Here is a 17,093-nt window from a genome sequence, read left to right on the forward strand (position 1 = left end):
ATCCTTGGGAGCTATGGACAGCCCATGAACCGCCTTCGTTTCGCTCTGCCCCTGCTGTTATTGCCCGCCACCGACCTGCTCGCCGACAGCTTTGAGCGCGACCAGGCCCTGAAACTTCCTGACGTGGTCATCAGCGCCAACCGCCAGGTCCAGGCCCGCAACGACAGCAGCGCGGCCAACACCGTATTCACCCGCGACGACATCGACCGCCTGCAGCCCTCCAGCGTGACCGACCTGCTCAGCCGCGTGCCTGGGGTGCAAGTGGCGCAAACGGGTGGCCGTGGCAGCCTGCCGGGAATTTTTATTCGCGGTACCAAGGCTGCGCAAAGTCTGGTGTTGGTGGACGGCCAGCGCATCGCCAACGCCACCTCCGGCGACAGCGGTCTGCAATACCTGAGCATCGACCAGATAGAGCGGGTGGAAGTGCTGCGCGGTTCGCGTTCAGTGATTTATGGCAGCGATGCCATTGGCGGGGTGATTCAGATATTCACTCGGCGTAATGCGCAACCCGGTGTGCATCCACGCTTGCATATGGGGTTTGGCAGCAACAAGACCTGGGAGCGCAGCCTTGGGCTGTCCGGAGGTGATGAGCGCACCCGCTTTAATCTCGGTGCCAGCCTGGATGAGACTCAAGGGATCAACTCGACGCGTGAGTCACTTGCCGCCGATAACGATCACGATGCCTACCGCAACAAATCCTTGAGCCTGAATCTCAGCCACGCGCTGACCGACGACGTTGAGGTGGGCTTCAACCTGTTGGATGGTCGGGGCAAGTCAGAGTACGACAACCCGGACGGACGTTGGGACGATAGCCTGTTGAAAAGCGTCGGCCAGCAGCCCTACACCGATTACACAGTGAGCAGCGTCAGTAGCTACATCGACGCCAGGCTCAACGACCGCTGGCAAAGCCGCGTAGAACTGGGCCACAGCGAGAACCGCGACACCAAACGCGACAAGCTCAGTGATGACTTCACTGTGTTCAACACCTACCGCGACTCGATCAACTGGCAGAACGACCTGACTCTCAACGACCAGAACAGCCTGATCCTCGGCGGCGATTGGTCCGAAGACAGGGTTCGCAGCGACTTTGATTACTTCTCCCAGCGTCGCGGCCTGGATGAAACCAGTCGCTGGAATCGCGCAGCCTTTATTCAGCATCGCTTCCAGTCGGATGCTTTCTCCACCGAACTGGGTCTGCGCCACGACGACAACCAGCAATACGGCAGTCAGAACACTTGGAGCGGCACCTTCACCCTGCCGCTCAACCCCGATAACGTGATACTGCTGTCCTATAGCGAAGGCTTCCGAGCGCCGACCTTCAACGACCTGTATTACCCCGGCAGCAGCAACCCGGACCTCAAGCCCGAACACTCGAAAAGCTACGAGGTGCAATGGCGCAGCCAGCTGACTGACAGCACACGACTGGAAACCTCGCTGTACCGCACCGACCTCAAGGACGCGATTGTCGCCCGCCAAGAAAGTTACTACGTGCCATACAACGTCGCCTCGGCACGCATCAACGGCTTCGAAGCCGCCCTGAAGCAAGAGCTGTTCGGCTGGCAGGCCAATCTGGGGCTGGCGATTATTGATCCACGGGATCGCGACAGCGGCCACACCCTGGCCCGTCGCGCCCGCCGGACCTTGAGCCTGGACCTGGATCGGCAATTCGACCGCTTGGGCGTCGGCGCCAGTTGGCAAGCGGTCAGTGGCAGTTATGACGATGAAAAGAACAAAAACCGTCTCGGCGGTTATGCGCTGCTCGGACTGCGCAGCAGCTGGGCACTGAACCGGGAAGTGTTGCTGTCAGTGAAGCTCGACAATCTGCTGGACAAGACTTACGCCCGGGCGCGCTACAGCTATGAAGAGCCGCACTTCGAGAACAACCATGACTATCGGGAAGAAGGTCGGACCTGGATGGTTGGAGTGACGTGGACGCCAGAGATCTAGTGGGTGCTGGCTGCAACCACCTGACATAACCGCGCCACCGCCTCCAACATCTGCCCACTGGGCCGCTCCAGGCCTTTGTCCGGCACCACCAGCAAGCGCCCCTGGGCCACCGCCGCCACCTGGGGCCAGGCCTTCCAGGTATCCAGCTGGGTTTGGTCACCCGCCAGAATCACCTCGGGATTGCGCTGCAGCACCGACTCGACACTGACTTGGGGCGCCGGCAGTTTCAGGTCATCGAACACATTACGCGCCCCGCACACAGTCAGCGCATCACTGATGATCTGCCCGCCGCCCACGGTGTACAACGGTTGATTCCACACCTGATAAAACACCCGCAACGGCTCGGCCCGGTGATAGCGCTGGCGCAACTCGGTCAAGCGCTGACGCAGCTGCATGGCCAACTGGCGGCCACGCTCGGGCCGATCCAATTGCAGGGCAATGGCTTCGACCTGACTGGTCAGTTGTTCAAGGCTATGGGGTTCGGCCACGTAGGTCGGGATATTCAGGCGTTTGAGCTGTTCGCGCTGGGCCGGGCCGATGCTGCCGGGCCACAGCAATATCAAATCCGGTTTGAGGCTGAGCAATTGCTCCATGTCCAACTGGCCGTAACGCCCCACCGACGCCACGTTCGCCAATGGCACTGGCCGCTCACCGCCGTCGAGCACGCCCACCAGCAAATCGACAGCGCCCAGCTCAACGACGATTTCAGATAAGGAGGGTGCGAGGCTGACCACCCGCTCTACCGCCATCGCCATCGCCTGGACACTGGCGAGCAGCAGCAAAACCGCCAACCAGGCGCGCATCAGCCCAGTTGACGCGGAATACGGTAGAGGTAGAACAGCACCATCGTCGACAACGCCAGCAGAAACAGCGGCACCGCTTCCAGGCCGACAAACACCGCCAGTGCGCCGATCCAGGCTGGCAAGGAAGCCGCCAGCAGCGCCAGGCGCCGCCGGGCCGCAAGGGTGATCCAGGCAGCGGATTCTTCAGGGGTATCGAGGGCTTTGCCGGTGGCGATCAGGGCGTGTTTGTAGCCATGGAAGTAACGCAGGCTGGCAAACATCGAGGCGGTGCCAGCGATAAAAAACGGCATGGCCAACACCGGCAACAGCGGCTCGGCCTTGCCAAACACCAGATTGATCACGAACAACGGCAGCAGCGCCAGGGCCAGGTATTGCCACCAGTTGAACGACAGTCGCCGCTTGACCTGACCACGGGTCACGCCCGGTCAGCCTCGCTCTGATGCTCGTTGCCCATCATGTGGTCGAGCTTGCTGGCCTTGGTGGCCAGATAAAGCTTGTTGTGCGGGTTGTGGCCGGTGTGCAGCGGCACGCGCTCGGCGACGGTGATGCCCATGTCGACCAAGGCCTTGACCTTGCGCGGATTGTTGGTCATCAGACGCAGGGACTTGATGCCCAAGTGCTCCAGCATCGGCAGGCACATGGCGTAGTCACGCTGGTCGGCAGCGAAACCCAGGCGCTCATTGGCTTCCACGGTATCGGCGCCGCCGTCTTGCAGTTCGTAGGCACGGATCTTGTTCAGCAGGCCAATGCCACGACCTTCCTGGCGCAAGTACAACAACACGCCGCGGCCTTCGCGAGCGATGGCCTGCATCGCGGCTTCCAGTTGCGAACCGCAGTCGCAACGCTGGCTGAACAGGGCGTCGCCGGTCAGGCATTCGGAGTGCAAGCGGCCGAGAACCGGCGCGCCGTCAGCCACATCACCCAGGCTAAGCACGACATGTTCGCGCCCACTGGCTTGCTCAAGAAAGCCATGCATGGTGAATTGGGCAAAAGTGGTAGGCAGCTTGGAAGCAGCGACGAAAACGACGGGCACCGTGTGCTCCTGATTTCAAATTACACGAGGCGGCATTGTAACAGCACGTTCCTACAGACGCTTAAGCTGAATTATCGCTGATAAAGATCAATCGGTTCGATTGGCCTTTGCCTTGGTTCTATGGGCCACCTCTACTGTAGGAGCCGGTCAAAAAGGATACGGCTGGTGCCAGCGCTCGAAAATTGGCTTCAGCTCACCGTTTTTCACCAAAACGTCCATGCGCTGATCAAACAGCGCCATCAGTGCCCGACCCCGCTCGTTGTCGGTAAAGCCCAGGAACAGCGGCAGTTCGACAAGATGGGTGAGCTTGAATAGCAAAGGGTCCGGCGCTTGATCCAGGGTGTAGCGTGCCTCGGTCAGGGCGTCGATGTAGAGGTCGGCGCGCTTGTGCAGCAGCATAGGCAGGATGCCGTCGCGGCGCTCAATCTGATTGAAGGTGTGGATATTGGGCAAGTAGGTGTCGTACTTGTAGCCACGCACCCAGGCCAGGCGGTAGTTGCCCAGCGTGGCCAGGGTCGGCGCCGCTGTGCTTGCCAGCCCCAGTGCATAGATATGATCGGAGTCGTAGTGCCAGCGCGCGTACCGCACGCTCTCGGTTTCATCACGGTAGGCGCCGACATAGGCATCGACCTCGCCGCGCTGGGCCAGGCCAACCGAGCGGGTGTAAGGCACGCTGCGGGTTTTGACCTTGACCCCAACCGGCTCGAAAACCTGTCGCAACACGTCCCAGGCCAGGCCACTGCCGTCTTCGTTGGTGTAGCTTTTCCAGGCTTCACTGGCGAGGTTAATCTGATCGGGAACCGTCGGAATATCATCCGCCCGTACCGAAAACACTAATGCACACAGCAGTACCAAGAGCCTGCGGCGACCATCCATAGTGACGACCTCTAATAAAATCAGCTCACGTCAAACACCACACCACCCCCTGCATCGCCAGCCAGGCAAATACGCCCGCCGATAGCCTCAGCCTGGCAAAATCTGCCACAACGGGGTAAAGGGTAGCGCAACCAGCGAGCCCCAGGATCTCGACGCCTTGGGCAACGCGCCAAAACCAAAGCCGAACGCGAGGAAACGCCAGGGATTGCACCCCACCGATGGCGGCACAAACTCAGCCGGGAGCTGTCAGGGGTGATCTGTCACGGAGCATCCCGAAAGTGTTGATAGCCCCGGATCACCGGAGTGATGTCCTGCCCCGTGGCGTCCAGCAGAACCACGCCCTGCCCCTGCGCCACCCGACCAATCACATGGATCGGCCAGCCGGCGGCCAGCAATGGCGCCAGCTCGACAGACGGCAAAGTGAACGCCAATACATAGTCGTCGCCACCGCTCAAAGCGGCGGATCGGGCCTCATCGTCGCCGAGAAACGCCAGCAGGGCCTCCGACAACGGCAGCGTTTGCCGCTCGATCAACAAACTGACAGCTGAAGCCTTGGCGATATGCCCACAATCGGCTAAAAGGCCGTCGGAAATATCCATGGCGGACGTAGCCTTGCCCCGCAAGGCCAGGCCCAGCACCAACTGGGGCTGAGGCGACCAGTAATGGGCCAGCAGCGGTTCAGCGATGGCCGCAGGCGCAGTGCGTTGGCCCAACACCAGCGGCAAGGCACCGGCAGCATTGCCCAGCGCTCCTCCCACACACAACAAATCACCGGGTTGTGCACCGCTGCGGGTCAAGGCCAGGCCTGCCGGCACCCGACCAAAGACGGTCAGGGTCAGGCTCAACGGGCCACGGGTGGTATCACCGCCCACCAGGCCCACGCCACAGCGTTGAGCCATGACGTTCAAACCCTGGGCATAGCGTTGCAACCAATCGGCATCCACCGTCGGGGTAGTCAGGGCAAGGGTAAACGCAAGGGGGTTGGCGCCCATGGCCGCCAGATCGCTTACCGCCACGGCCAGCGAGCGCTGGCCGAGCAGGAACGGATCGCAGGGGTCGGCAAAATGCACGCCGGCCACCAGGGTATCGGTGGAAATCGCCAGCTGTTCCCCTGGGGGAACCGCCAGCAAGGCGCAGTCGTCGCCGATCCCCAGGGCAATGCCCTCACCGCCTTGCGCACAGGGCGCGGCGGCAAAGAACTTACGGATCAGTTCGAACTCGCCCATGGCGCAAGCAAGCGCTGATTAGCGCTTGAACGCCTTCACTTCGGCTTCACGCAGGCGCGGAGCCAGCTTGTCGAGCACGCCGTTGACGAACTTGTGGCCGTCGGTGGAACCGTAGACTTTCGCCAGTTCGATCCCTTCGTTGATCACCACGCGGTACGGTACGTCGACGCGCTTGAGCAGTTCCCAGGTGGACAGGCGCAGTACGCACAGTTCAACCGGGTCCAGCTCGTCGATGGTCAGGTCCAGGCACGGCGTGAGCGCAGCGTCGATTTCGGTCAGGTTGGCCGGGACACCGTGCAGGATGTCGTGGAAGTAGCTGGCATCGACATCACTGAAATCGTTGTCGACGCGAAACTGCGCTTCGATTTCGTTCAGTGATTGCTTGGCCATATGCCGCTGGTACAGCGCCTGGGTCGCGAGCTGACGGGCCTCCCGACGCTTGACGCTCTTGGAAGGTTTGCCGGCGTCCGCAGGGCGCGGGTCACGGGGGTTGAAACGATCGCTTTCGTCGCTAATCACTTGGCCTCCAACTGTGCCAGCAGGCTAACCATTTCCAGGGCAGACAGGGCAGCTTCGGCACCTTTGTTACCGGCCTTGGTACCGGAACGTTCGATGGCTTGCTCGATGGAATCAACGGTCAGCACGCCAAACGCGACGGGAACGCCGAACTCCATGGACACTTGGGACAAGCCCTTGGTGCATTCGCCAGCCACATATTCGAAGTGTGGAGTACCGCCACGAATGACCGCGCCCAAGGCGATGATCGCCGCGTATTCGCCTTGTTGGGCAACTTTCTGCGCAACCAGTGGAATCTCGAAGGCGCCAGGGGCGCGGATAATAGTGATGTTGCTTTCGCTCACACCGTGGCGAACCAGGGCATCCACGGCACCGCTTACCAGGCTTTCAACGACGAAGCTGTTGAAGCGGCCAACCACCAGAGCATAGCGGCCTTGGGGGGCGATGAAGGTACCTTCGATGGTCTTCAGGGTCATTCGACAAATCTCTTAAAGAGCCGGGACGCGTTCATTACGCGCCCCTCAGTGATATTTGAACCGCGAACAAGGGGCGAAAAACGCCAGCCTTTATTCGGAGGGCACGTATTCTACAACTTCCAGGTCGAAACCGGATATCGCATTAAATTTCATTGGCGCACTCATCAGGCGCATTTTGCGCACGCCCAGATCACGCAAAATCTGCGAACCGGCACCGACGATGCTGTAGGTGGTCGGCGTTTTGACCGGGGTTTGCTCGGCGGTTTCGCGAATATTCGTCAGCAACACGTCACCATCCACCGGGTTGCCAAGCAGCAACACCACACCGCTACCGGCCTCGGACACCGCAGCCATCGCGGCCCGCAGGCTCCAGCGGCCCGGCTGCTTGACCATCAACAGGTCCCGCAGCGGGTCCATGTTGTGCACGCGAACCAGGGTCGGATTTTCAGCGCAGATGTTGCCCAGGGTCAGGGCCATGTGCACGTCGCCTTCCACCGAGTCACGATAGGTCACCAGATTGAACTGGCCCAACTCGCTGTCCAGAGGCTGCTCGGTAATCCGCTGAACGGTACGTTCGTGGATCATCCGATAGTGAATCAGGTCGGCGATAGTACCGATCTTGATGCCGTGTTCGGCGGCAAAAACTTCCAGTTCTGGGCGACGGGCCATGGTGCCGTCGTCGTTCATTACTTCGCAGATCACCCCGCTCGGTTCGAAACCGGCCATGCGCGCCAGGTCGCAAGCAGCCTCGGTATGGCCGGCACGGGCCAGGGTACCGCCGGGCTGGGCCATCAGCGGGAAGATATGGCCGGGGCTGACGATGTCTTCGGCCTTGGCGTCTTTTGCAGCAGCCGCTTGCACGGTGCGGGCGCGGTCAGCGGCGGAGATGCCGGTGGTCACGCCGGTGGTCGCTTCAATCGACACAGTGAACTTGGTGCCAAAACCCGAACCATTGCGCGGCGCCATCAGCGGCAGCTTGAGCAGTTCGCAGCGTTCGCGGCTCATGGGCATGCAGATCAGACCACGGGCGTGCTTGGCCATGAAGTTGATGTGTTCAGGCCGGCACAGTTCGGCGGCCATGATCAGGTCTCCTTCGTTCTCACGGTCTTCGTCATCCATGAGGATGACCATCTTGCCTTGGCGGATGTCTTCAACCAGTTCTTCGATGCTATTGAGCGCCACGTGGCACCCCCTTGGTCAGGATTTGAGATAGCCATTGGCGGCTAGAAAACTTTCGGTGATGTTCCCTGCAGCAGGCTCTGCGGCCTTGTCGCCCAACAACAGGCGTTCCAGGTAACGGGCAAGCAAGTCGACTTCCAGGTTCACCCGGCGACCTGGCTGGTACGACGCCATGATGGTTTCGCTCAGGGTGTGGGGAATGATGGTCAGTTCAAATTCAGCGCCATTGACGGCGTTCACGGTGAGGCTGGTGCCGTCGACGGTAATCGAGCCTTTATGGGCGATGTACTTGGCCAGCTCTTTGGGCGCGCGGATGCGGAACTCCACGGCGCGGGCATTTTCGCTGCGCGCTACCACTTCGCCGACGCCGTCGACGTGACCGCTGACCAGATGCCCACCCAGGCGAGTGGTCGGGGTCAGGGCTTTTTCCAGGTTGACCGGGCTGCCGGCCTTGAGGTCGTTCATCGCGGTGCAGTCCAGGGTTTCCCGGCTGACGTCGGCGGCAAAGCCATTGCCAGGCAACTCGACGGCGGTCAGGCACACGCCATTGACGGCGATGCTGTCGCCCAGCTTGACGTCGCTCAGGTCGAGCTTGCCGGTTTCAACCAGCACCCGCACGTCACCGCCTTTTGGGGTCAGTGCACGGATGCTGCCGATGGATTCGATAATGCCGGTAAACATGGAGTCCTCCTGGGGGCTTGGCGCAGGCCGGGAATTATACGCTTGCTGGGGGGACGGGAATGGCAGTGACTCGCCAGTCGTCGCCTACAGCACGCATTTCAATGATCTTGAGTTGGGGTGCGTCGGCCAGCTTCGCCAGAGGCCAGTCCAGCAACGGCCGGGCGGCTGAACCGAGGAACTTGCCGGCGACGAAAATCACGTACTCGTCCACCAAGCCCTGCTGGGCGAAGGCACCGGCCAGGCTCGGGCCGGCTTCCACCAGCACCTCGTTGACGCCACGGGCCGCCAGCGCCACCAGCGCCGAACGCAGGTCGACCTGACCTTCGACACCCGGCACTACCAGGCACTCGGGGCCGGTGGGGTACTGGTTTTCCGGCGTCACGCAAGTGATGACCAGCGCCGGGCCAGCCTTAAAGAACGGCGCATCCAGCGGCACCCGCAGGCGACCGTCGATCAACACCCGCAGCGGCGGCCGAGACATGGCCAGGGCGGTGGTTTCTTTATCCAGGCCCAGCTCGGCAGCGCGCACGGTCAGGCGCGCGCCGTCGGCCAGCACCGTGTCGGCGCCGGTCAGCACCACACTGGCCTGGGCACGTAACCGCTGCACATTGGCGCGCGCCGCCGGCCCGGTGATCCATTGGCTTTCGCCGCTGGCCATCGCCGTGCGCCCATCCAGGCTCATCGCCAGCTTGACTCGCACGAATGGCAAACCGTGCTCCATGCGCTTGAGGAACCCCTGATTGAGGGCCCGCGCATCCGCTTCAAGCACACCGCAGTGAACCGCGATCCCGGCCTGGGCCAGGCGCTGCAGGCCACGGCCGGCGACTTCGGGGTTGGGGTCCTGCATGGCGGCGACCACCCGGCCTACGCCGGCGTTGATCAACGCATCGGCGCAGGGCGGCGTATGGCCGTGATGACTACAAGGCTCCAGCGTCACATAGACGGTGGCGCCCCGCGCCTGAGTGCCGGCTGCGCGCAGGGCGTGGACTTCGGCATGGGGTTCGCCTGTGCGCACGTGCCAGCCTTCGCCGACCACCTGCCCATCACGGACAATCACGCACCCGACCCGGGGGTTGGGATGGGTGGTGTACAGGCCTTTGCGTGCCAGTTCCACGGCGCGAGCCATGTAATGGGCGTCGAGGATGGTTTGCTCTACTGACGGTGGGTTCATTCTTTGATCGGCTCACGGGCCAGGCGGTCGATCTCTTCGCGGAACTCATTGAGGTCCTGGAAGCGTCGATACACCGAAGCGAAACGGATGTAGGCAACTTCGTCGAGCTTTTGCAGCTCGCCCATCACCAGTTCTCCAACCACCAGGGACTTGACCTCGCGCTCGCCGGTCGCCCGCAGCTTGTGCTTGATATGCGCCAGCGCAGCTTCCAGCCGTTCGACACTCACCGGGCGTTTTTCCAGGGCGCGCTGCATACCAGCGCGCAGTTTTTCTTCGTCGAAGGGCTGGCGGCTGCCGTCGGTCTTGATCAGACGTGGCAATACCAGTTCGGCGGTTTCGAAAGTGGTGAAACGTTCACCGCAGCCAGAGGCCAGGCATTCACGCCGGCGACGCACCTGTTCGCCCTCGGCGACCAGACGCGAGTCAATGACCTTGGTGTCGTTGGCACCGCAGAAGGGACAGTGCATGGTGGCAGGCAACAAAAAATGGGAGGGCCATGGTAGCGCATCCCCGTGGCAAGACAAGCCATAGCCTTTACGGTATATAGGCTGACTATTATGTTTCTTATCTTTAAATCACGGATTTTCGCCTTTTTTGGAGCCGTACATGCCTCTACGACCACTCGTTTTGCTCACTTTGTTCAGTTTCCTGGTGGCCTGCAGCAGCGAAGCGCCAAAACCGGCCGCCCCGCAACCGACGCCACAACAACAGAAAAAGATCCCCGGTGTGGAAGAGCTCGGCCCGCTGCCGGCCTATCAGCGTGAAGTGAGCGGCACCCTCAATGGCGTGCCGGCTGGTGCTGAAGTCGAGTTGGCGCTGCTGGTGATCGATGACCGCAGCCGCCCACAGCAATTGTTGGCCAGCAGCATATTGATCGGTAACAACAAGCCGTTGGCGTTCCGCTTGCGCTTCAACCCCCAGGCATTCCCAGCCGGGGCGCGCGTTGAATTGCGCGGTCGCGCCAGCCAGTCCGGCCAATTGATCCTGCACTTGCCTGCGGTGCGCATCGAACAAGCGATCACCCAGACCACTGGCCCCCTGCAACTCGTCAAGGCGCCATGAGACCACCGCTGGACCTGCAGCGGGCCTTGAGTGAGCTGATTGGCGATGCGCAACTGGTGCCCTCCCCGCTGCCAGGCACCGAGCTGTCACTGTGGCTGCTGGACGCTGACAACATGGAGCGCGCCTTCAGCCCGGAAGAAACCCAGCGCATCCTCCATGAACCGCCGTACTGGAGTTTTTGCTGGGCCAGCGGTTTGGCGCTGGCACGGTATCTCGCAGCCAATCCTGGATGGGTCGCAGGCAAGCGGGTGCTGGATTTTGGCGCTGGTTCAGGGGTGGCCGCAATTGCTGCCGCCAAAGCTGGGGCGCTGGAAGTGCTGGCCTGCGATCTCGACCCACTGGCCCTGGCGGCGTGCCGGGCAAATGCCGAACTCAATGGCGTTACGCTGGGTTATTCAGCAGACTTTTTCGCCGAGGCGGATCGTTTTGATCTGATCCTGGTGGCGGATGTGTTGTATGACCGGGCGAACTTGCCGCTGCTGGATCAATTCCTCACCCGCGGCCGGGAGGCATTGGTGGCGGACTCACGGGTTCGCGACTTCCAGCACCCGGATTATCAGCGCCTGGAAATCCTGGATGCCCTGACCTTGCCCGACCTGGCCGAGCCTTGGGAGTTTCGCAAGGTGAGCCTGTACCATTCGCGGCGCGCTTCCAGCCAATCCCGCCAGCCCTTATAGTTGCCCCCATCCCACGCTTTGTTCGAGATACCCCATGAGTGAGCCCACCCCGTACATCTTCGACGCCACCACTGCCACTTTCGACCAGGCGGTGATCGAGAACTCGTTCCACAAACCCGTGCTGGTGGACTTCTGGGCCGAGTGGTGCGCGCCGTGCAAGGCGTTGATGCCGATGCTGGCGCAGGTTACCGAGAGTTATCAGGGCGAGTTGCTGCTGGCCAAGGTTGATTGCGATGCCGAGCCAGACGTGGTCTCACGCTTTGGCATTCGCAGCCTGCCAACGGTGGTGTTGTTCAAGGACGGCCAGCCGGTGGATGGTTTCTCCGGAGCGCAGCCGGAGTCAGCGGTGCGAGCGATGCTTGAGCCGCATGTGCAAATGCCGCCCCCCGCCGCGGCTGATCCGCTGGTGCAGGCCGAGGCGCTGTTTGCCGAAGGTCGCATCAGCGATGCCGAAGCGGTGCTGGTCACTTTGCTGGGCGAAGACAACACCAACGCCGCCGCGCTGATTCTCTACGCGCGCTGCCTCGCCGAACGCGGTGAACTGGGCGAAGCGCAGACCGTGCTCGACGCAGTAAAAAGCGACGATCACAAGGCCGCACTGGCCGGCGCCAAAGCGCAAATCACCTTCCTGCGCCAGGCCGCTGACCTACCGGACGCCGCCGAACTGAAAGCCCGCCTGGCGCAAAACCCTCAGGATGACGAAGCGGTCTATCAACTGGCCGTACAGCAACTGGCTCGCCAGCAATACGATGCCGCGCTGGATGGCTTGCTCAAGCTGTTTATCCGTAATCGCAGCTACAGCGAAGGCCTGCCCCACAAAACCCTACTGCAGGTGTTTGAGTTGCTGGGCAGTGATCACCCGCTGGTCACGGTCTATCGGCGCAAGTTGTACACCGCGTTGTATTGATCGGTTATTCGACCCAACTGTACAGCGGCGTATCGCCGCCGCTGCTCACCTTGACCTTGGCGCAATGGCGCAGGCGCACCAACAGGCGCTTGCCCGCCGAGGCGCTGCCGGCCAATCCTTCAAGCTGATCCGCCAACTCAAGGCCACTCATCTGCCCGGCCTTGCGCAGCAGGTCCTGGGCGCTCTGCCACAGCGTGTCGTCCTGATTGACGGCCGCCGCCGGAGCAACAGGTTCGGCACTCGACGGTTTGACCGTCTGCAATTGCGCGCCCAGTTGCGCCCAATCGCCGTCATCCATCTCCAGTGTCAGGTCAACCGGCAGGTCGCCGATGGTTCCACGAATTCGCAACATTGCTCTCACTCCCGCACTTTTCCGACCAGCATGCTCCCATGCGTCTTGCGCAACGCCAAGCGGGCGGTCAAACTCCCGGCGCCATTGTTATAAGATCACATAACAAAATATTCATCTTGCCCCGGAGTTCGCCATGCGCCGCCTGTTGCTCGCTTTGCCGTTTACCCTGTTGCCACTGACCATCGCCCAGGCCGCTGACGAGCACGCCCATACCCAAGAACATGACCATGAACACGGCAGCCTTGGCGCCCACGAGCATGGCGTCGGCCGCCTCAACGCGGTGCTCGACGGTCAATCCCTGGAGCTGGAGCTGGAAAGCCCGGCGATGAATCTGGTGGGTTTCGAACACCTGGCCACCACCGATGCCGACAAGGCCAAGGTCGCCGCCGCCCGCAAACAGTTGGAACAGCCGCTGGTACTGTTCAGCCTGCCAAAGGGCGCCGGTTGTGTGGTCAGCACCCAGGAACTGAACAGCCCACTGTTCGGCGACAAGCCCGAAGCCGATCATGATGACGACGATGACAGCCACGCCACCGACGGCAAAGGCGCTGCCGCCCACGAGCATCATCATGACCACAGCGAAATCCACGCCCACTACCAGTTCACCTGCGCCACGCCGACCGCACTGAAGAACCTCGACCTGACGCAGATCTTCAAGACCTTCCCCTCCACCCAGAAAATTCAGGTACAACTCATTGGCCCGGGCGGCCAGCAAGGTGTTGAAGCGACAGCCGCAGCAGCCACCTTGAGATTCTGAGTTCACATGACCCAAGCACTTATCGAACTGACTGACCTGGGCTTTAACTGGCCCGGTCACCCACCGTTGCTGGACATCCCGGCGTTTCGCCTGGAACCCGGCGAAACCCTGTTCCTCAAGGGCCCCAGCGGCAGCGGCAAGACCACGCTGCTGGGCCTGTTGGGCGGCGTGCAAAAGCCCAGTCGCGGCAGCATTCGCCTGCTGGGCCAGGAACTGACCGAGCTGTCGGCCGGTGCCCGTGACCGCTTTCGCGTCAATCACACCGGCTACATTTTCCAGCAGTTCAACCTGCTGCCGTTTCTTTCGGTGCGCGAGAACGTTGAACTGCCTTGCCACTTCTCCAAACTGCGTGCCCAACGGGCAGTGCAGCGCCACGGCAGTGTCGACCAGGCCGCCACTACCCTGCTCGCCCACTTGGGTTTAAAGGACAAGGACTTGCTGGAGCGCCGCGCCGACTCCCTGTCCATCGGCCAGCAACAACGGGTGGCCGCCGCCCGCGCGCTGATCGGCCAGCCGGAACTGGTGATCGCCGACGAACCCACATCAGCACTGGACTACGACGCCCGGGAAGCTTTCATCCGGCTGTTGTTCGCCGAATGCCGCGAAGCAGGCGCCAGCCTGTTGTTCGTCAGCCATGACCAGAGCCTGGCGCCGCTATTCGACCGCAACCTGTCGCTGGCCGAACTCAATCGCGCCGCCACGCCCGCAGAGGTTTGAGATGTATTTGTTTCGTCTAGCCATGGCCAGCCTGGCTAACCGCCGCTTTACCGCGATCCTCACCGCCTTTGCCATCGCCCTTTCCGTGTGCCTGTTGTTAGCGGTGGAACGGGTGCGCATCGAAGCCCGCGCCAGCTTTGCCAGCACCATCAGCGGTACCGACCTGATCGTCGGCGCCCGTTCCGGCTCGGTCAACCTGCTGCTGTATTCGGTGTTTCGCATCGGTAATGCCACCAACAACATCCGCTGGGACAGCTTCGAGCACTTCGCCGCCAGCCCCCAGGTGAAATGGGCGATCCCGATCTCCCTCGGTGACTCTCATCGCGGCTACCGGGTGATGGGCACCAACGAAACCTATTTCGAACACTATCAATACGGCCGCAAACAGAACCTGGAACTGGCCAGCGGTCGCGCCTTCGCCACCGACCCTTTCGAAGTGGTGCTCGGCGCCGAGGTGGCCGCTGCGCTGCATTACAAACTCGGCGACAAGCTAGTGCTGGCCCACGGCGTGGCGGTGGTCAGCCTGGTCAAGCACGATGACAAGCCGTTTACCGTCGTCGGAATTCTCAAGCGCACCGGCACCCCGGTGGACCGCACGCTGCACATCAGCCTCGGCGGCATGGAGGCGATCCATGTCGATTGGCACAACGGCGTGCCCGCCCAAGGAAAAGGCCGGATCAGCGCCGATCAGGCGCGCAACATGGACCTCTCGCCCCAGGCCATCACCGCGTTCATGCTGGGCCTGAACAACAAGATCTCCACATTTGCCCTGCAACGGCAGATCAACGAATTCCGTGGTGAACCGATGCTGGCGATTCTGCCGGGTGTGGCCTTGCAAGAACTCTGGAGCATGATGGGCACCGCCGAAAAGGCGCTGTTCGTGATTTCGCTGTTCGTGGTGCTGACCGGCTTGATCGGCATGCTCACGGCGATCCTCACCAGCCTCAACGAGCGCCGCCGGGAAATGGCGATCCTGCGTTCGGTGGGCGCGCGGCCCTGGCACATTGCGACGCTGCTGATTTTCGAAGCATTCGCCCTGGCATTGTCCGGAGTGGTCGCAGGCACGGCGCTGCTGTATGTGTGCATCGCCGCCTCACGCGGGTATCTGCAGGCCAACTACGGTTTGGATCTGCCGCTGTCCTGGCCAAGCCAATATGAGTGGACCCTGTTGGGCGGTATTCTCGTCGCGGCGCTGCTGATGGGCAGCGTGCCGGCGTGGCGCGCCTATCGACAATCACTGGCCGATGGCCTGGCGGTACGCTTATGAGCTGCAAGCTGCGAGCTTCAAGCCTCAAATTACAAACCAATCGGCGTTCACTTGCAGCTTGTGGCTTGCAACTTGCCGCTGCCCTTATGTTATTGCTGGTGGCCCTGCCCTCCTGGGCCGCCGAGCCCAAGGATCTGTCGTGGCAGGAAATGATTCCACCGGACGCGCCGCCGGAAATTCCCAACATGAAACCGCTGCACAACCTGTCGAACATGGCCGATGCGCTATCGGCGCAGGCAGCACCGGCGGCCAGGCAGGACTTGCCCGATGCGCCGGTGGTGCAGAAGCTCGACGGCCAGCACATCCGCCTACCGGGCTATATCGTGCCGCTGGAAGTCAACGAGGAAGGTCGGACCATTGAGTTTCTGCTGGTGCCGTACTTCGGTGCCTGCATCCATGTGCCGCCACCGCCGTCAAACCAGATCGTCCACGTTAAAAGCGAGATAGGCGTGAAACTGGAAGAGTTGTACCAGCCGTACTGGATCGAGGGCCAGATGCAGGTCAAGCCGTCCACCAGTGAGCTGGCGGATGCGGGCTATCAGATGGATGCCGAGAAGATTTATGTGTATGAGTTGCCGCAATAGCTGTTTTGTAGGCGCTCTGTGAGAGCCGTTTCATTGAGCTGAGTCAAAGGCTCGAGCGGTGCGATCTTTACCATTGGACACAGCCAACTAAAAAATGTCCTTTGGAGCCTCTCATGCACAAGTCCCTGCTCAGCGCTTCCCTCTTCGCGCTTGCACTCGCCGCACCACTCGCCCACGCACACGAAGCGGGTGACATCCTCATTCGCGCCGGTGCCATCACTGTCAACCCAAAGGCCGACAGCGGCAGTGTAAAGGTTGATCAGGGCCCGTTGGCCGGTGCCAACCTGGGCGGCAAGGCGACCATGAGCAGTGACACCCAACTGGGTTTGAACTTCGCTTACATGATAACCAACCACATCGGTATCGAGCTGCTGGCGGCCACGCCGTTCGAACATGACGTGAAGATCAAGAACACCGCCCTGGGCGCCGCCAACGGCAAGCTCGGCAGCCTGAAACACCTGCCACCGACCCTGAGCGTTGTGTACTACCCGCTGGACAGCAAGTCGGCGTTCCAACCGTATGTCGGTGCCGGTATCAACTACACCTGGATCTACGACGAACACGTCGGCGGGCGCGCCAGCGATGCCGGCTTCAGCAACTTCAAGGCCGAAAACTCCTGGGGCTGGGCCGCGCAGATCGGCGCCGACTACATGATCAACGACAAGTGGATGATCAACGGCCAGGTGCGCTACATCGACATCAGCACCAAAGCCACCGTCGACAACAACGCTCTGGCTGCCGGCACTCGCGCCAAGGTCAACGTGGATGTCGACCCAATGGTTTACATGGTCGGCATTGGCTACAAGTTCTAAGCCCAAGCGGCCACACATAAAAAAGGCGCCTGTTTCAGGCGCCTTTTTTT

The 17,093-nt window shown here is 61.5% G+C and carries 21 protein-coding genes and 1 pseudogene; 9 read left to right on the top strand and 13 right to left on the bottom strand.

What is annotated here, in order from left to right; translation table 11 throughout:
• Positions 1–24 precede the first annotated feature (24 nt).
• Positions 25–1,947: a TonB-dependent receptor plug domain-containing protein gene (locus AAEZ06_RS02615; protein WP_350612720.1), complete on the top strand. Its 1,923-nt coding sequence runs from the start codon at positions 25–27 to the stop codon at positions 1,945–1,947.
• Here AAEZ06_RS02615 and AAEZ06_RS02620 read toward each other — a convergent pair.
• From AAEZ06_RS02620 to nrdR, 12 genes and pseudogenes are all read right to left on the bottom strand, one after another.
• On the bottom strand, positions 1,944–2,750 hold the full coding sequence (locus AAEZ06_RS02620; protein ID WP_350612722.1) for a cobalamin-binding protein: 807 nt from the start codon (positions 2,748–2,750) through the stop codon (positions 1,944–1,946). The genes AAEZ06_RS02615 and AAEZ06_RS02620 overlap by 4 nt on opposite strands.
• Positions 2,750–3,169 (bottom strand): MFS transporter, encoded by a 420-nt coding sequence (locus tag AAEZ06_RS02625; protein ID WP_149413600.1) that lies wholly within the window; start codon positions 3,167–3,169, stop codon positions 2,750–2,752. The genes AAEZ06_RS02620 and AAEZ06_RS02625 overlap by 1 nt, the downstream gene beginning before the upstream one ends.
• Positions 3,166–3,783: a GTP cyclohydrolase II gene (ribA, locus tag AAEZ06_RS02630; protein WP_149413601.1), complete on the bottom strand. Its 618-nt coding sequence runs from the start codon at positions 3,781–3,783 to the stop codon at positions 3,166–3,168. Before ribA ends, AAEZ06_RS02625 begins: the two co-directional genes overlap by 4 nt.
• A gap of 147 nt (positions 3,784–3,930) precedes the next feature.
• Positions 3,931–4,659 carry a substrate-binding periplasmic protein gene (locus tag AAEZ06_RS02635; RefSeq protein ID WP_149413602.1) on the bottom strand — a complete coding sequence of 243 codons (729 nt, stop codon included), beginning with the start codon at positions 4,657–4,659 and terminating at the stop codon, positions 3,931–3,933.
• A 93-nt stretch (positions 4,660–4,752) separates the two neighbouring features.
• A pseudogene (locus AAEZ06_RS02640) lies at positions 4,753–4,887 on the bottom strand (phosphatidylglycerophosphatase A); the annotation flags it as partial.
• 32 nt (positions 4,888–4,919) lie between these two features.
• Entirely contained in the window at positions 4,920–5,885 is a 966-nt protein-coding gene (thiL, locus tag AAEZ06_RS02645; protein ID WP_350612725.1) for a thiamine-phosphate kinase, read from the bottom strand.
• A gap of 18 nt (positions 5,886–5,903) precedes the next feature.
• Positions 5,904–6,404: a transcription antitermination factor NusB gene (nusB, locus tag AAEZ06_RS02650; RefSeq protein WP_149413604.1), complete on the bottom strand. Its 501-nt coding sequence runs from the start codon at positions 6,402–6,404 to the stop codon at positions 5,904–5,906.
• Positions 6,401–6,877 carry a 6,7-dimethyl-8-ribityllumazine synthase gene (gene ribH, locus AAEZ06_RS02655; RefSeq protein WP_149413605.1) on the bottom strand — a complete coding sequence of 159 codons (477 nt, stop codon included), beginning with the start codon at positions 6,875–6,877 and terminating at the stop codon, positions 6,401–6,403. The genes nusB and ribH overlap by 4 nt, the downstream gene beginning before the upstream one ends.
• A 90-nt stretch (positions 6,878–6,967) precedes the next feature.
• Positions 6,968–8,059 carry a bifunctional 3,4-dihydroxy-2-butanone-4-phosphate synthase/GTP cyclohydrolase II gene (gene ribBA / locus AAEZ06_RS02660; RefSeq protein ID WP_149413606.1) on the bottom strand — a complete coding sequence of 364 codons (1,092 nt, stop codon included), beginning with the start codon at positions 8,057–8,059 and terminating at the stop codon, positions 6,968–6,970.
• A 15-nt stretch (positions 8,060–8,074) separates the two neighbouring features.
• A complete protein-coding gene (locus AAEZ06_RS02665) occupies positions 8,075–8,737 on the bottom strand; it encodes a riboflavin synthase (protein ID WP_133103446.1) in 663 nt (220 codons plus the stop codon).
• 34 nt (positions 8,738–8,771) lie between these two features.
• Positions 8,772–9,908: a bifunctional diaminohydroxyphosphoribosylaminopyrimidine deaminase/5-amino-6-(5-phosphoribosylamino)uracil reductase RibD gene (gene ribD, locus AAEZ06_RS02670; protein WP_149413607.1), complete on the bottom strand. Its 1,137-nt coding sequence runs from the start codon at positions 9,906–9,908 to the stop codon at positions 8,772–8,774.
• Positions 9,905–10,375, bottom strand: coding sequence for a transcriptional regulator NrdR (nrdR, locus tag AAEZ06_RS02675; protein WP_178114500.1), 471 nt, complete (start codon positions 10,373–10,375; stop codon positions 9,905–9,907). The genes ribD and nrdR overlap by 4 nt, the downstream gene beginning before the upstream one ends.
• A 139-nt stretch (positions 10,376–10,514) precedes the next feature.
• Between nrdR and AAEZ06_RS02680 the strand changes: the two genes are divergently transcribed.
• From AAEZ06_RS02680 to trxA, 3 genes are read left to right on the top strand one after another with little or no spacing between them, the layout of a single operon-like run.
• On the top strand, positions 10,515–10,970 hold the full coding sequence (locus AAEZ06_RS02680) for a YbaY family lipoprotein (RefSeq protein ID WP_149413608.1): 456 nt from the start codon (positions 10,515–10,517) through the stop codon (positions 10,968–10,970).
• A complete protein-coding gene (locus AAEZ06_RS02685; RefSeq protein ID WP_149413609.1) occupies positions 10,967–11,647 on the top strand; it encodes a class I SAM-dependent methyltransferase in 681 nt (226 codons plus the stop codon). The genes AAEZ06_RS02680 and AAEZ06_RS02685 overlap by 4 nt, the downstream gene beginning before the upstream one ends.
• Positions 11,648–11,681: 34 nt before the next feature.
• On the top strand, positions 11,682–12,554 hold the full coding sequence (gene trxA / locus AAEZ06_RS02690) for a thioredoxin (protein ID WP_149413610.1): 873 nt from the start codon (positions 11,682–11,684) through the stop codon (positions 12,552–12,554).
• A 4-nt stretch (positions 12,555–12,558) separates the two neighbouring features.
• Here trxA and AAEZ06_RS02695 read toward each other — a convergent pair whose 3' ends face one another.
• Positions 12,559–12,906 carry a hypothetical protein gene (locus tag AAEZ06_RS02695; RefSeq protein ID WP_149413611.1) on the bottom strand — a complete coding sequence of 116 codons (348 nt, stop codon included), beginning with the start codon at positions 12,904–12,906 and terminating at the stop codon, positions 12,559–12,561.
• Positions 12,907–13,039: 133 nt separating this feature from the next.
• Between AAEZ06_RS02695 and AAEZ06_RS02700 the strand changes: the two genes are divergently transcribed.
• The 5 genes from AAEZ06_RS02700 (at position 13,040) to AAEZ06_RS02720 (ending at position 17,043) form a co-directional block, all read left to right on the top strand.
• Positions 13,040–13,663 carry a DUF2796 domain-containing protein gene (locus AAEZ06_RS02700; RefSeq protein ID WP_350612730.1) on the top strand — a complete coding sequence of 208 codons (624 nt, stop codon included), beginning with the start codon at positions 13,040–13,042 and terminating at the stop codon, positions 13,661–13,663.
• 6 nt (positions 13,664–13,669) lie between these two features.
• Positions 13,670–14,380, top strand: coding sequence for an ABC transporter ATP-binding protein (locus AAEZ06_RS02705; protein ID WP_149413613.1), 711 nt, complete (start codon positions 13,670–13,672; stop codon positions 14,378–14,380).
• A gap of 1 nt (position 14,381) precedes the next feature.
• Positions 14,382–15,647 carry an ABC transporter permease gene (locus tag AAEZ06_RS02710; RefSeq protein WP_350612732.1) on the top strand — a complete coding sequence of 422 codons (1,266 nt, stop codon included), beginning with the start codon at positions 14,382–14,384 and terminating at the stop codon, positions 15,645–15,647.
• An 86-nt stretch (positions 15,648–15,733) separates the two neighbouring features.
• Positions 15,734–16,231 carry a DUF3299 domain-containing protein gene (locus AAEZ06_RS02715; RefSeq protein ID WP_350612764.1) on the top strand — a complete coding sequence of 166 codons (498 nt, stop codon included), beginning with the start codon at positions 15,734–15,736 and terminating at the stop codon, positions 16,229–16,231.
• Between the two features lie 113 nt (positions 16,232–16,344).
• Positions 16,345–17,043: an OmpW/AlkL family protein gene (locus AAEZ06_RS02720; RefSeq protein WP_149413615.1), complete on the top strand. Its 699-nt coding sequence runs from the start codon at positions 16,345–16,347 to the stop codon at positions 17,041–17,043.
• Positions 17,044–17,093: the final 50 nt, after the last annotated feature.

The organism is Pseudomonas sp. HY7a-MNA-CIBAN-0227 (assembly GCF_040310325.1).
Lineage (GTDB): Bacteria > Pseudomonadota > Gammaproteobacteria > Pseudomonadales > Pseudomonadaceae > Aquipseudomonas.